This is a genomic window from Parabacteroides goldsteinii, assembly GCF_020091425.1.
GTDB lineage: Bacteria > Bacteroidota > Bacteroidia > Bacteroidales > Tannerellaceae > Parabacteroides > Parabacteroides goldsteinii.
This window is the reverse complement of record NZ_CP081906.1, coordinates 3270257-3284178: the sequence shown is the minus strand read 5'-3', so window position 1 is coordinate 3284178 and position 13922 is coordinate 3270257. Positions and strand designations below refer to the sequence as shown.

The window sequence follows — 13922 nt, the reverse complement described above, 5'->3', positions numbered from 1 at the left end:
AATGATATATCACTATCAAATTCCGTGCCAAAGTAAATACTTGTCAAATTTTGTTTATTCCAGGGATGGGAGGTTAACAATAATACCAGTGACCGGTCAAGATCTCATTTTTTGATCGTCAACTCCCAAAGAGGTAAACTCTGGGATGCATTCGGTGGCCGTATCCTCAGCACATGGGTTACCGTGGGGGCTACCTCTGTGGCTTTTACTTCGCGGTAGATATGTTCCGGTTTGATGCCGTTACCCATAAATACCAACGGGGTAATTACTGCGTTATTACGAATTATTTTTACCTTTTCTTTCGGGTTGTCGTTGTTGATGATCCAGCCGGGTTGCAGTTCGATGATCAGGTCGCCGCGTTTCAGATGGTGCGTTCCCTGACGGAATTTAACCGTTCCTTCGTTCCATTCACCGGCAAGTAGGGCATGGTCGGTGGTTACATGCTGTACACCGCTGAATTCCATCAGGAATTCGGCTGCTTTATCCTGTATCGTTCTCAGGTCGAGTTTGGCGTCTTCGATGGCTTTGCGGTTCAGGTAAATCTGGTTATTGTAGAAACCTTTTACCCAACTGCTTTGCTGCCCGTATATTGCCATCAGATACATGTTAAGCAGGGCGACGCAACGTTTCGGATGGAATTCTCCACCGTTTATCAGCAGTCCGTCCGCATATTCTTCTTCGCTGGTATAATAACCGGAGCCGGTGAATACGACGAGGGTATTAGCCAGGCCGACCTTTTTATCGATGGCATCCAAAAACTGTTCCAGGTCTTTATCCAGTTGATAATACGTATCCTGAATCTCCCGGGTGTAGTCCTTGTTAATGATTCCTTTGTAGTTACCCGCATAATAGGTGACCGACAGCATATCCGGACAACTTCGTGTGCCGAATGCACCGTATTCAAGGAATTGCAGGGCCAGCCGGTTAATCTCTTTATTAATGAAAGGGGTCGTCTTCAGCTTCGGAAAACAATCGTTTGTCTTTTCATTAAATGTATATTTGAAAGGAATATCATCCAATACGTAAGGGAAAGCGTTATACTTGTCCAATGGAAGGGTAGGAGTCCACACCATCTGCTCCAGACGTGCCGACAAAGATTCCACTCCATTATTATAACGGTCCACATACCAGGGAAGACCTTTATAATAGGTGGTCGTCGCCCATTTCCCGTTCATGTCGTCCATCCAGAATGCTCCGTTTGCCGCATGACCGGCAGAAAGGATTGCACTCTCCGCATCGGGGGCAATGGCATACACGTCGCTTCTGCCTTTGGACGCAATCTTCAGTTCGTCTCCGATTGTGGAGCTGAACATCTTTTTAGGAGAATAATTTTCGCGGGTATAATTACCAATATAATCTTTGTCGTAAAGGATAGAGACTTCTTTATCATTCTCGAAGTCGTAGTATTTACTTCCTGTAACCCCATGGAAACAAGGGTTGCTTCCGGTAAACAGCGTTGCGAAGGCGCTTGCCTGGTCGATGTCGGAAAATTCGAATTTGATATTGTTGTAAACCAATCCTTCGTTCATCAACCGTTTGAAACCGCGTTCACCGAATGTATTGTAGAAGTATTCTATATAATCGCCTCTCAGTTGGTCCACGGTGATGCAAACCACAAGTTTGGGGGTACGTTGTTGTGCCTCCAGGTTAGTGACTACCAGGATTGCAATAAGCGACGTTATTATTTTTCTCATCCGATTTTCCATCATATATTCAAGCTATACGCTTCATTTTCCTTTAATTGCCATATTACCCCTGTATATACCGTATCCGGAACGTAGCCAAAGTGTGGCAACAAGCGGGATAAAAGCTATATTTAAGTGTTGCGGAATGAAATACCAACCCGCCAACAGCAGCGTAAGCGCCGCAAAGTTAATAAAATGATAATAATATGCAGCCTTTCCGAACTTTTTTACTGCAAACAAAATAACAGCGATAAGGGCGAAAGGTTGTAACCACACGATCGACCAGTTCGGCCAGATGCAAGGATGAGTCGATATAAAACAAAGGAAGAACAATACCGTACCCGCCAGTCCTGCAAGGAAAAAGAGGATACAATCCACCATGCGGAAATATGTTTTTTTCTTCCATTCAATGAATGTGATTACTGCTATCAGCAGGAAAAAAATCATGCTGCATAACATAGGCGTAAACCATATCTTACTGCCATTATTGTCGTCTGTCAGTTGTTCAGCCAGCCGGTTTGTCTGTTTTATCAGTTTCCTTTCGCTTCCGTCGGGGTTCACGATTGTTGCTTTTTCGAATTCATCTTTCAGGTAAAGCGGCAGGAACATCATTTCATGCGGGGTGGCGATCCGGTCGGTCGGGCTTCCGAGTGCCAGGTCGCATCCGAATGTCAGCCAGGGATGATTACGCGTGCAATAATTTATAAGGTCGCGGAATGTTTGAGGTTCGGGCGGGTTGTTATATTGCACTTTCCCGTCTACCTGTTCCTCCACAATGGCTACCGGACGAGTTGCGCAATTGTCGAAAAAGAAATTGTATCGGTAAACGGCGTTTTCCGGTTGTACATTCGTTATCAGGGCATTCCATATCTTATGGGTCTCTTCGGGAGTGAGGTTGAGTACCTGTTCGGTCACTTCACTTCCCCGCATCTGATATTCTATTATATAATGTGAAAAATTATAGGCTGCCAGTTTATAATCGGTTTCTCCTTTTGTAAAACGATAGATGAAGTTGGGTTTTGAGAAATCGAAGATACCATAATTGAAAACTGTATCAAGTTTACGTAAAGTATCTTTTACCCGTATGGCCGTATGTCCGTACACGGTATACACTTCATCGTCGGATGGAGCTGCCGTCAATATGCTTATCTGCGCTTCGTCGCTTAATCCGGTTTGTGCCTTTGCCGGAATCAAGCAAAGGAACAGGAAAAGCAGAAGCAGGTTCTTTTTCATACGATATTTGTTTTTACCGTACAAAGGTAGAGGTTTTGCTTTGAAAATTAAAATTGAGAATTGAAAATTAAGTATTAACTGTAATATATATAGTTGTATATATGATAAAGGTATACTTTTTTCAATTCTCAAAGCAGCTTATTCTCTTTTGAATAGTGAAACGATCCATAGTAAAACGATTGCGCCGATGGTTGACATCACCAGGCTGCCGATCACTCCGTTTACACTCAGTCCCAGCAGGCCGAATAGCCATCCACCCAATACGCCACCGATAATACCGACTATCAGGTTTACAATCAACCCGAATCCACTCCCTTTTAATATTTTCCCGGCCAGGAAGCCTGCCAGGATACCAATAATAATCGAACCGATAATTCCCATAATAACTTAATTTAGTGTTCTGATTAATAAACAAGGGATAGGGAGTTTATGTTTAAACGAATTGATGGTTAGGTATTACTCGATCAGAAAGGTGTTGTAATTTACATTTCCATTTCCATTTCCATTTTCCGGGGTTTTCGTTACAGAAACCGGAGTTTCTGTTGCAATAACCGGGGTTTCTGTTGCAATAACCGGGGTTTCTGCAACAATAACCCCTTCATTCGCCCAATTATCCGGTATTTCGAGAGCCGGGTCAATCTTTATTCCGATTCTTTTACAGATCTTTCTGAAGCGTCTCTGTATCGCCAGAAGATATCTTTTTCAGACACCTTCTTTTTATAGCAATACATACAAAATCCCGAATTGCCATTTTGATAGCAAATAGCGGTTTTTAAAGCTGTTTTGATATGTTAAAAAATATTACCCGGTGGGGTATTTTATTTTACCCGGTATATTAATCCGATTTACCCGGTAGAGTAGTGTCATTTTGATAGTTGGAGAATAACTATTCGGAGACTGTTAAACAATACCCTTCTCCATGAATATTTTCTATTGATATAACCGGAATTTTTTCTTGTAATTTTTTTTCCAACTTTTTGACTTGTATACTTATTGTACTATTGTTTGTATCGCTGTTATTCCATACATCGTTTTTCAGCTGGACAAATCCGACACCTACATTTATGTTTTTAACAAAACACACAAACAGTTTTAAGTTCAATCCTTTTAAACGTAATACTATTTCACCGTCAAATTTAATATCTCCGGTTGTTTTATCCAGAAGAATCTTATCCGTAACACTCAGCCATTCTCTTGTAGTCGGTTGTAGAGGTTTGATAACGTCTATCGTCTCGCTTTCTACTATCCTTTCAGGTTCCGACTGATCAACCAATCCCACATTTTCAACGGGAGATATAAGAGCCTTTTTCTTTACGCATAATCTTATTGTATAGGATATAAGCCAACATAAAACACCTAGAGAGATCGATATAAAAATCCTAAAATAAACTAAACTCACCGACTCCTTCAACAAATAATCGAATGGACATTTAATGAACCCTTGCAAACAGACAGCATAATCACAAGCTGGGATTTCCATTTTTTTAACAGGTAAAGCCAGATATAAAAAATCCCGGGAAATATCCTTGCTATACATAATCACATTTTTAGAATTACTGTAAAAGTCTTTTCCTACAGATTTTACAGCTACTTCTGCCGGGATATCGGCTTGTTGCAAAACCGCTTGAAACAGACTATCGATAACCGATACCTGTATTGGAACAGAATCACCAAGATAATACTGCAGCAAATTATATTTAGAGGATGCTTTCGAACCAAATTCTTTCTTTTGGGTATACCTCCCATCCGATGTACAAACAGAGGTAGTGTCTACAGGATGTGTTTCGCGCTTCACCCTCTTAACAACTACTCTTTCCTTTTTGATCCGCATATCGATATCCATTTCAACCACCTCTTCAAAAAGAGAATAGGCCTTTATTTTTATTTTATCATACACTTCATAGCAGACTATACCTTCTCCTACGAGAATGAATAAAATAAAAAGCCCCCAATATATTGCCACTTTCCAAGTTTTTTTCATAAAGAGATCCTATTTGTCCTTACAAAAATAAGAATAATTTTCAAGACAATAAGCCTAATTCGGTCATAATCAATATATGCAATTTATATAAAACTTCAAATGCAGCATTATCAAACAGATAAAATATATCTGCATATTAGATGCATATTTTTTGCATATATTTTACATATAAATTTTTAACAAAACATGCCCCAGTTGATGGCTGTATTTCACACAAAGCTTGATATTCAATATTTTAAACTTGTTAGAAAGTTTGTAATTCAAAATATAAATTCTAAATTTGCTAGTGAATCAATTTTATAAACAATGAAAAAAAAGACATTTAAATTAGTATTAGGATTAGCAACCATTATTGCTGCCGGTTATTTATACACAAAACAAAGCAGTGAAAATAACATGACAGATTTGGTTTATGCAAACATCGAAGCCCTGGCAAATCCGGAAGATGATGACGATTATATGGATGTTCTATGCTTAGGGTGGGGGTCTGTCGATTGTTATGGAGACTGGGTGAAAACAAAAGTTATCAACTTCAGTTTAAAATAATCAATGAAGTATCCTTTATCCATATTATTAATAGGTATTAGTTATCTGACCGCCTGTTCGAGTTCTCCGGATTCGCACTTTCCAAGATACTCGGAATTTCCCAAAACCAAGGCGCTCAGTGCACAGGTGATCAACCTGGATACTATCCTGTTCCGCTACCCCTTCCGGGTAGCGGTCAGGGACAGTATCGCTGTTGTCATGGACCTACATAATATGGATCATTATTTACATGCATTTACCTATCCGGAATGGAAACACATTGCCTCATTCGGTAGACGTGGAGAGGCTCCACAAGAAATGCTATCGGCTATCAGCATCCAATTCAACTCCTTAGACTCTTTATGGGCACTCGATGCCAATAAGATGGAGATTACACGTTGGAAAATCTCTTCGACTAACGGTTCAGCGGAACGGGTCGAAGAGATCAAATTAGATAAGAAATTAGTCCGTTCGCTCGACTTTCATACGATGGAATCGGGATTTTTAGTTCCCGACTACATGGGCGACCACCGTTTTTGGGAAGTAGACGGCAATGGCAAAGCAATCCAAAACCATGGCACTATACCCAGCGAAGCAGCAGAAGAAGAGACATCGCGTCCGGCATTGGCACAAGCTTGGCGTCCCTTCATGGACTATAATCCCGATAATGGTATATTGGCAATGGTCACCCAATTGGGAGAAACACTGGAAATTTACAATTTAAAAGACAGTACACATAAAGTATTGTATGGCCCTAACGGAGAGCCCGAGTTCAAAACAGCGCGTGACGGTTCAGGTGTCCCGGACGGAATTATGGGATTCAATGACATAAAAGTTACCGACAAATACATTTATGCCGTATTTCAGGGAATCAAGTTAAAAGATGATTTGGCAGCCTATAAGCAGGGAAAAGAACTGGAAGACGGAGGCAGATTTATTTATGTTTTCGACCTGAAAGGAAATCCGGTACAAAAATATACCCTTGACCATGCGATACATGGCATTGATGTAAACGAAGAAACAAATACGATCGTTGCCACCGAGGTGAAAAGCGATGATCCGATTATAGAATTTAAGATTTAGCAAACGAAATGAAAGCCTTTTATCTTTACATATTATTAATAGCAACCACCTTCTTCTCCTGCCACAACGAACAGAAAGAGAAGGAAAATAAGATTGCGCATCTGGTCAGCGAATGGCAAGGAAAACAAATACAGTTCCCTAAAAACCTGACCTTCACACGCTATCTGACAGATACTACGGATTTTCAGATTCCACAATCCGAATACAAGGTATTAATATATGTAGACTCTATCGGCTGCACCAGCTGCAAACTGCAACTTCATAAATGGAAGGAACTGATCGAATATACAGATTCAGTAGCACAAGGAAAAGTTCCTTTCCTTTTCTTCATGCATCCGAAAGATGCGAAGGAAATACGTTACCTCCTGAAACGAGACGCATTCGATCGCCCTATCTGTATTGATATAGACGATCGACTAAACAAACTGAACAAATTCCCGGCAGACATAACTTTCCAGACATTCTTGTTGGATAAAGACAATAAAGTCACTGTATTAGGAAATCCGGTACATAACACGGCTGTGAAAGACCTGTATCTGAAACAGATTACAGGTAAGGACAGTCCGAACAAAAATATACCTAAAACAACAGCCGAAACAACAAAGATAGAAATCGACTTCGGTACTTTCGACAAATCGGAAGTAAAGGAGACGACCATAGAAATAAAAAACACCGGGGACAATCCCCTTGTGATAGTGGACGTAAGTACCACCTGCGGCTGTACAGCAGCCACATACGACAAACGACCTGCAAAACCTGGAGAAACTCTTCGGGTGGGAATTAAAATGACACCGAAGGATACAGGATTCTTCGATGAAGTCGTTACGATCAAGTACAATAGTATTAACAATCAACCTGTCAAAGTAAAGATAAAGGGGAATGTTCGGTGATCGAACGAATGGGAGTTTGCTGCACGACAGCAAATAGTACAAGCAAACTCCCGGAGACCCCGAAAAGGAGGTGTATGATGGTAATATAACCGACAAAATAGAATGATACAGGTGTCATTCGACTATCTAATCCGAATAGAGTAGGCAAAGATAGAAAATAGCCTGATTAAATAATAATTTTAATAAATAATTAAACATATACAGATATGAAAAAGTTATTTGGTATCATGGCTCTAGCTGCGATAGCAGCTGCAGCAGGATGGAATTTTAGCCAGAGTCAGAACGAAGTAAAACTGTCTGATTTGGCATTAGCCAATATAGATGCTCTTGCTATTTACGAAAATGAATATCACGAAGGTTGTACTTGGCGTACAGGTCATAGTTCTGTAACAGGCTGGATTTCGATATGCGATAATTGGGGAATAGGCAGCGACTGTAAATGCGGCGACGTTAAATACTATTAAGTTCAGTTCTATATGCTTTACCTAATTCTATACTATTGACCTAACTAATTTTAGTTAAGCTATTATAGAAGATGCGTCAAAATCATTATCTTATTAACTTCTATTTATAATAACAAAAGTGATTATTGACGCATCTTCTTTAACAAAAGAATTCTAAATACACATTATGAAGATAAAAGTTTTATTTATATTGCTTTCTCTATTATTTATTAACGAGAGCAAAGCCATTCTTTATCCTACAGCGTATAAAGAAGCTACAAAAATAGATATGAAGAAATATAAAACGATTAGCTTTGACAGTTTAATCGAAGACATTTCTTGCACAAGATTAGATAAAAATATTTTCAGCAACTGTATTAGTATGACTCAATATAAAGATAACCTATACTTTATGGGAAATACAATAGCAGGAAAGAATATTGTTATTTATAATAGTTCTGGAAAATTTATAAATGAAATTACTTTTTCAGATGCTTTACTGGTAAATTCAATGTGTATTGTACCACATTTAGAAGAATTATGGGCAGTCAGTCGTTTCAAAATAATCAACAAATTCAAATTAGATGGAACACCTATTAATAGAATATCTTTACCATTTGCCTGTGCACATATTATACCTGTTGACAAACAGAATTACCTGATCTATTCAGGAGGAGGATGTGACAAACAAGGTAATATCGACGGATATTTCATGGCCTTAACAGACTTTAAATCAATAAATAAATTTTTTATACCCAAATGGGGAAAAAGTAAAAGACCTTATGCAGATTATAACCTATATGCTACAAATACAAAGTCAAATAATATTTTTATATTTCCAAACAATATTGATACGATTTATACTTACAATTATAACGAAAAAGAAGTAAATCCTCTTTACTCTCTTGATTTCCACGAAGAGTTTATAACAAAAGAGAATTATCCAAACGACAACGAACTAGGAGAAATCATAAAAAAACAAAAATACATTTATAGTCATAATAGTTTTTATCAGGCATCAGATAAATTATTCTTTAAATTGAAAGGTAAACGAGAGGATATTTGCATTATTAATCTTAAAAATAATTCATTATATTCTTGTGAACGTTTATTTGACAATTTCCATTCTAGATCCATGAATCCAATTATTGGTTCTGACGGAGAAAATATTTATATGTTAGCCTGGGAAAAAGATCTAGTTGAGCACTATCAGAATATTAAATGTTCTTATCCTGCCATAAAAAAAATATTACCATCTTTATCTGCCAATAGTGAGGATTGGGTTTTAATTACTATAAAAATAATATATGAAAAATATAGTTACATTAGTCATCATTTTGTTCTGTTGTCTAACTTCATGTTTGGATACAATGCAAAAACAGCAAACAGAACTTTTGAAAGGTCTTACAATTCCTCAGGAAAATAAACCAAAATGGGAAGAGCTATTTTCTAATAAATATACAATTATCCCGTTAGAAACAACTCCGGAATGTTTAGTTGGAGAAATTAATAAAATAAAGAAATTCAAAGAGGATTATTATGTATCTTCAGCAGGAAAATCTATTTTTCATTTCAATAAAGAAGGCAAATTCATAGCTTCTCTTAATAAAATGGGACAAGGTCCAGAGGAATACACACGCATTGAGGATTTTGATGTTTATGAAATAAATGGAAGAACTGAGATTTGGGTAGCAGATAATGAAAATTTAAAAATATATGATGCTTATGACTGTTCATTCCTTTATAAGATTAGCTATCCATTCGCCATATATAGATTCAGAAGAATGGAGAATTCGCATATTTTACTGGTTACCGGACAAAACAAGTATTCTTTAACTCTCACTGATAAAAATGGTAATGTACTTTCTGAATATCTTAAAAAAGAAGTACCATATTTAATGTTTAGATCTGTACAATTTATTAAATATGATTCCAAATATTTATACCAATTAGGTATTTCAAATGCTTATATAGTATTTGATCCTAAAACCGAAACTTTCAGCAAAGGTTTCTTTACTAAAGAAAAAACTTATCTCACCGACAAACAATTATTAAAACTATATGATATTCAAGGCACGAATTTCATTCAAGAAGCAAACAAGGGTACTTATATATGTAATATTGTACCGTTAAATGAAACTATTTGGGCTGAGATACGCCATGACAATAAAAATTATATTACAAAAATAAGAAATAGTAACACTATATCTACTGAATTTTCTTATGGTACATTTGCTTCTTCAATATCTGTAGGAGATAGCGACAATAGTTTATTACTTTACCTAACTCCAGATCAACTATTAGATAATGAAAAACAATTATTCAATAAAGATGACAACAAAATTCAATGCAAAATAGATGACAATCCTATTATTATTGAATTTTTAGAATAAATTCAAACTTACTTAACATTTAAAAAGGAGATACATTATGGTTATGCAACTGATAAAAAACAATTTATCCAAATATTTTTTTCAATCAAATATTAAAAGTAATATTATGAAACAGTTATTTTTTAAAACAACTATTTTTGCAGCTATAACCATTACTGTTGGTTGGAATTATAGTGAAAATAAGCAAAAAACAAACTTGTCTGATTTAGCATTAGCAAACATTGAAGCTCTTGCTAGTTTTGAAAATGAATGGCACGATGAGTGTAGATGGCGCACAGCATATCAACCTGACCAATCTTTTATTGCCATATGTGATAATTGGGGAGTAGGTTATTTATGTACATGTGGAGATATTAAAAATTACAGACGTTAATGTCTACTCCTTTAATATACTTGACTCCTTAAATTAGTAAATACTACTCAATTAAGGAATTAGTATATAAAGAAATATCTTTGAATTTATACGTTGATTTAATCAATTTCATTATTGAGTCATTTCAATGTTACCAGTTGACAAACAGCAATTAAGAGTTATTTCGGCTTTCAGCTGATTTATTTGTCGAGTATAAATCTTAACTGTCGTTTGTCAACTGTCACTGAAAAATATAACATATATGAAAGGAACAACTATATTTATTATTATTTTGCTTTGTATATTTACTGCATGTTCTAACAGGCAGGACAAAGAACAAGAGGTACTATTAAAAGGTCTTACTATTCCCAAGGATAATAAACCTAAGTGGAGTGAATTATTTTCTGATAAATACAGTATTACACAATTAGAGACTACTCCAGAATGTCTGATTGGAGTAATTCACAAGATAAAAAAATTTAAAGGTCACTATTATATATCTTCAGGTGGAAGATCGATTTTTCATTTTAATGAACAGGGCAAATTTATATCAGTATTAGACAATAAGGGAAATGGACCTGAAGAGTATTCATATATTGAAGATTTTGATGTATATGAAATAGATGGAAGAACAGAAATCTGGGTATCTGATTATCAAAATTTAAAAATCTACGATGCTAATGATTGTTCATTTATTTATAAAATAAGCTATCCTTTTGCTATATACAAATTTAAACGAATGGATAATTCCCATGTTCTATTTGTTACCGGACAGAACGAGCATTCTTTAACACTTACAGATAAGAATGGTAATATACTTTCTGAGTATCTTGAAAAGAAAATACCTTATTTAGTATTCAGACCTGTTCAATTTGTCAAATATGACTCCAAATACCTATTTCAATTAGGTATTTCGAATGCTTTCATTTCATTTGATCCGAAAACAGAAACATTTAGTAAAGGATACTTTACTAAAGAAACGTCATATCTCAGTGACAAACAAATGTTGGAGTTATTTGAAATTCATGGAACAGACTTTATAGGCGAAGCCAATAAGGGCTCTTTTATTAGTAATATTGTTTCACTAAATGATACAATTTGGGTTGAGCTTCGTTATGCTGGTAAAAATTATATTGCAAAAATCCAAAACGGACAGATTACTTCTACAGAATTTACTGTCGGTTCATTCGCTCCTACAATGACTATAGGAGATAGTGATAGCAGCTTATTACTTTACTTAAGATCGGATCTACTTTTGGAAAGTGGTGAAAAAATTACAGACAAAGATGGTAACGAAATTAAATGCGAAATAGATGACAATCCTATTGTTATTGAGTTTTTTTAGAAAAGATAAAACAAATATATAGCTTTAAAATCAGTATAATATGAAAACACCTTTTTGTTTGACAATCATAATTTTACTTTATTCTTGTTCTGCAATAAATGACAGGAATTTTGAATTTGCACTAAAAGCAGGAAGGGAGAATCGAGGTGAGTTGAAAAAAACCTTAAACTCTTATAAAGAAAATCCACTTAAATTAAGAGCTGCCAAGTTTCTGATATTAAATATGCCTTATCATTATTCACTGGAAGAATATTTTATATCACCCCAAAAGGAGGAATATCACCCAAACTTTGAATCCATGAGAAAAGAAGTTGCTGTAAAAGAATATTGCGATTCATTACTTAAATGCGGATACAAAATTCACAAACAGAAAAAATATGATATATCGACACTTGACAGCCGCTTTCTTATTGATAACATAGAACTGGCTTTTACTGTCTGGCAAAAGCCATGGGCAAAAAATGTTTCATTCAATGATTTCTGTAAATACATCCTCCCCTACCGCGCACAATGTGAAGAGGTATCTCATTTGAGAAGAGAAATTATGGAACGCTTCGTTCCCATACTGGATTCTGCTAAAGTAAAAACTCCTTTAGAGGCATGCTTCGTACTTAATGAGCATCTGAAAGGCATTATGAAATATGGACATACCGGTCTTCCCTTTTATCCAACCATTGACGAAACCTACCGTTCCGGAATCAGCCAATGCGAAGGATTATGCAATCTGGGTACTTTTATAATGAGAGCTTGCGGTATTCCGGTTACAGTAGAACAAACGACCTGGACTAAAATGGACTTAGGCCATATCTGGTGCGTAGTTTTAGACAATGGAAAATTCTACAGTTTCGGACCAGGAGAAGATCAACCCGACACACATGCACGCTCTTTCTCAGAAGTCAGACATAGACGACCGGCTAAAGTATATCGTTCACGTTTTGATCCGGACTTTTCTATAATGGATAAAAAAGACGACGGATATGTTACGATTCTAAAAAGTCCTCTAATCTATGATGTTACCAATGAATATCTGGATAAAACGACATTGATAAAGGTTTCTGTCGACAAAAACAACGGAAAAAAAGGAAAATCAAATCAAGTCTATTTATGTACTTATAACTATTATGAATGGTGCCCGATAGCGATCGGACATAGAAAAGATACCGTTTGTTATTTCGAAAACGTTGTTGGAGATAACATCTTCATGGTTGCCGATTCACCGGATGGGAATAAATTACGAAATATTACTGCTCCCTTTTATACGGATAAAGATGGAAATATTCGTAAATTTATCCCTCAAAAAGAGCATAAACAATCATTCACATTGAATAAGCGTAAGAAAAAACTGGATCAGGAACATACACTACACTTTTGGGATACAGAAAAAGAACGTTTTATCCCGTTAGAATATGCAAGTTCAACTGATACAACACAAACATACGATCAAATACCGACAAATGCATTATTATGGTTCACTATTCCGGAAAGGATCGTTAACCAACGGATATTTTTTATTGAAAACGACAGTATAAAAAGCTATTAATTCGATGAAAGAGAATAGGAAAATACACAACCTGATCAACAAAGCCATCAATACAGTCTTTTGGCTATGTATGACAGTTGCTCTATGGTTTGTTTTACAGGTATTTGTCTTTGCTTCTTTCAAAATTCCCAGCGATTTGATGGAACCGGGATTAATTGCCGGAGACAATATACTTGTCTGGAAACCGATTGTTGGACCTCGCATATTCAACCTGTTTGCCTCCATGAGAAACGAACAAACAGAGATTTATCGCATTCCCGGTTTCAAAAAGATAAAACGCAATGATATTCTGGTTTTCAATTTCCCATATCCAAACAGTTGGGATAAAATTGAAATGCATATACTCAAATATTACATCAAACGGTGTGTCGGAATACCGGGAGATACCTTATCCATCCGAAACGGATTCTTTCATGTGGAAGGCGTACAAACTTCCGGATAAATTCAGATGG

At 36.2% G+C, this 13922-nt stretch carries 13 protein-coding genes and 1 pseudogene; 10 read left to right on the top strand and 4 right to left on the bottom strand.

Translation table 11 applies throughout. The annotated features are described in order from the left end of the window. Positions 1-104 precede the first annotated feature (104 nt). The 4 genes from K6V26_RS14655 to K6V26_RS14640 form a co-directional block, all read right to left on the bottom strand. On the bottom strand, positions 105-1694 hold the full coding sequence (locus K6V26_RS14655) for an alkaline phosphatase family protein (RefSeq protein WP_224265699.1): 1590 nt from the start codon (positions 1692-1694) through the stop codon (positions 105-107). Between the two features lie 33 nt (positions 1695-1727). Continuing rightward, positions 1728-2918, bottom strand: a complete 1191-nt coding sequence (locus tag K6V26_RS14650; RefSeq protein WP_224265698.1) for a lipoprotein N-acyltransferase Lnb domain-containing protein — start codon at positions 2916-2918, stop codon at positions 1728-1730. A 138-nt stretch (positions 2919-3056) separates the two neighbouring features. Beyond that, positions 3057-3299 (bottom strand): GlsB/YeaQ/YmgE family stress response membrane protein, encoded by a 243-nt coding sequence (locus K6V26_RS14645; protein WP_007658943.1) that lies wholly within the window; start codon positions 3297-3299, stop codon positions 3057-3059. Positions 3300-3804: 505 nt separating this feature from the next. Then, a complete protein-coding gene (locus K6V26_RS14640) occupies positions 3805-4899 on the bottom strand; it encodes a DNA-binding response regulator (protein ID WP_224265697.1) in 1095 nt (364 codons plus the stop codon). A 306-nt stretch (positions 4900-5205) separates the two neighbouring features. On the opposite strand from K6V26_RS14640, the gene K6V26_RS14635 reads away from it, so the two are divergent. The 10 genes and pseudogenes from K6V26_RS14635 to lepB all read left to right on the top strand — a co-directional run. Further along, positions 5206-5445 carry an NVEALA domain-containing protein gene (locus K6V26_RS14635; RefSeq protein WP_048315042.1) on the top strand — a complete coding sequence of 80 codons (240 nt, stop codon included), beginning with the start codon at positions 5206-5208 and terminating at the stop codon, positions 5443-5445. A 3-nt stretch (positions 5446-5448) separates the two neighbouring features. Beyond that, complete coding sequence (locus K6V26_RS14630; RefSeq protein WP_224265696.1) at positions 5449-6507, top strand: BF3164 family lipoprotein; 1059 nt, start codon at positions 5449-5451, stop codon at positions 6505-6507. An 8-nt stretch (positions 6508-6515) separates the two neighbouring features. Continuing rightward, positions 6516-7397, top strand: coding sequence for a DUF1573 domain-containing protein (locus K6V26_RS14625; RefSeq protein WP_224265695.1), 882 nt, complete (start codon positions 6516-6518; stop codon positions 7395-7397). A 206-nt stretch (positions 7398-7603) separates the two neighbouring features. Then, the gene (locus tag K6V26_RS14620; RefSeq protein WP_224265694.1) at positions 7604-7861 is read left to right on the top strand and encodes an NVEALA domain-containing protein; all 258 of its coding nucleotides are present in this window, start codon (positions 7604-7606) and stop codon (positions 7859-7861) included. A gap of 166 nt (positions 7862-8027) precedes the next feature. Beyond that, positions 8028-9266 carry a 6-bladed beta-propeller gene (locus tag K6V26_RS14615; RefSeq protein WP_224265693.1) on the top strand — a complete coding sequence of 413 codons (1239 nt, stop codon included), beginning with the start codon at positions 8028-8030 and terminating at the stop codon, positions 9264-9266. Further along, entirely contained in the window at positions 9211-10233 is a 1023-nt protein-coding gene (locus tag K6V26_RS14610) for a 6-bladed beta-propeller (protein ID WP_224265692.1), read from the top strand. The genes K6V26_RS14615 and K6V26_RS14610 overlap by 56 nt, the downstream gene beginning before the upstream one ends. A gap of 106 nt (positions 10234-10339) precedes the next feature. Beyond that, positions 10340-10606, top strand: a complete 267-nt coding sequence (locus K6V26_RS14605) for an NVEALA domain-containing protein (RefSeq protein WP_224265691.1) — start codon at positions 10340-10342, stop codon at positions 10604-10606. A 241-nt stretch (positions 10607-10847) separates the two neighbouring features. Continuing rightward, entirely contained in the window at positions 10848-11930 is a 1083-nt protein-coding gene (locus K6V26_RS14600) for a 6-bladed beta-propeller (protein WP_224265690.1), read from the top strand. Between the two features lie 298 nt (positions 11931-12228). Next, positions 12229-13470: a transglutaminase-like domain-containing protein gene (locus tag K6V26_RS14595; protein ID WP_224265689.1), complete on the top strand. Its 1242-nt coding sequence runs from the start codon at positions 12229-12231 to the stop codon at positions 13468-13470. A 4-nt stretch (positions 13471-13474) separates the two neighbouring features. Beyond that, positions 13475-13903, top strand: a pseudogene (lepB, locus tag K6V26_RS14590) (signal peptidase I); the annotation flags it as partial. Between the last annotated feature and the right edge of the window lie 19 nt (positions 13904-13922).

What these genes read in the sequence shown, in the direction of transcription:
- K6V26_RS14655 (WP_224265699.1), bottom strand. Translation starts at nt 1,694, where the DNA reads ATGAGAAAAATAATAACGTCGCTTATTGCAATCCTGGTAGTCACTAAC.
- K6V26_RS14650 (WP_224265698.1), bottom strand. Translation starts at nt 2,918, where the DNA reads ATGAAAAAGAACCTGCTTCTGCTTTTCCTGTTCCTTTGCTTGATTCCG.
- K6V26_RS14645 (WP_007658943.1), bottom strand. Translation starts at nt 3,299, where the DNA reads ATGGGAATTATCGGTTCGATTATTATTGGTATCCTGGCAGGCTTCCTG.
- K6V26_RS14640 (WP_224265697.1), bottom strand. Translation starts at nt 4,899, where the DNA reads ATGAAAAAAACTTGGAAAGTGGCAATATATTGGGGGCTTTTTATTTTA.
- K6V26_RS14635 (WP_048315042.1), top strand. Translation starts at nt 5,206, where the DNA reads ATGAAAAAAAAGACATTTAAATTAGTATTAGGATTAGCAACCATTATT.
- K6V26_RS14630 (WP_224265696.1), top strand. Translation starts at nt 5,449, where the DNA reads ATGAAGTATCCTTTATCCATATTATTAATAGGTATTAGTTATCTGACC.
- K6V26_RS14625 (WP_224265695.1), top strand. Translation starts at nt 6,516, where the DNA reads ATGAAAGCCTTTTATCTTTACATATTATTAATAGCAACCACCTTCTTC.
- K6V26_RS14620 (WP_224265694.1), top strand. Translation starts at nt 7,604, where the DNA reads ATGAAAAAGTTATTTGGTATCATGGCTCTAGCTGCGATAGCAGCTGCA.
- K6V26_RS14615 (WP_224265693.1), top strand. Translation starts at nt 8,028, where the DNA reads ATGAAGATAAAAGTTTTATTTATATTGCTTTCTCTATTATTTATTAAC.
- K6V26_RS14610 (WP_224265692.1), top strand. Translation starts at nt 9,211, where the DNA reads ATGCAAAAACAGCAAACAGAACTTTTGAAAGGTCTTACAATTCCTCAG.
- K6V26_RS14605 (WP_224265691.1), top strand. Translation starts at nt 10,340, where the DNA reads ATGAAACAGTTATTTTTTAAAACAACTATTTTTGCAGCTATAACCATT.
- K6V26_RS14600 (WP_224265690.1), top strand. Translation starts at nt 10,848, where the DNA reads ATGAAAGGAACAACTATATTTATTATTATTTTGCTTTGTATATTTACT.
- K6V26_RS14595 (WP_224265689.1), top strand. Translation starts at nt 12,229, where the DNA reads ATGAGAAAAGAAGTTGCTGTAAAAGAATATTGCGATTCATTACTTAAA.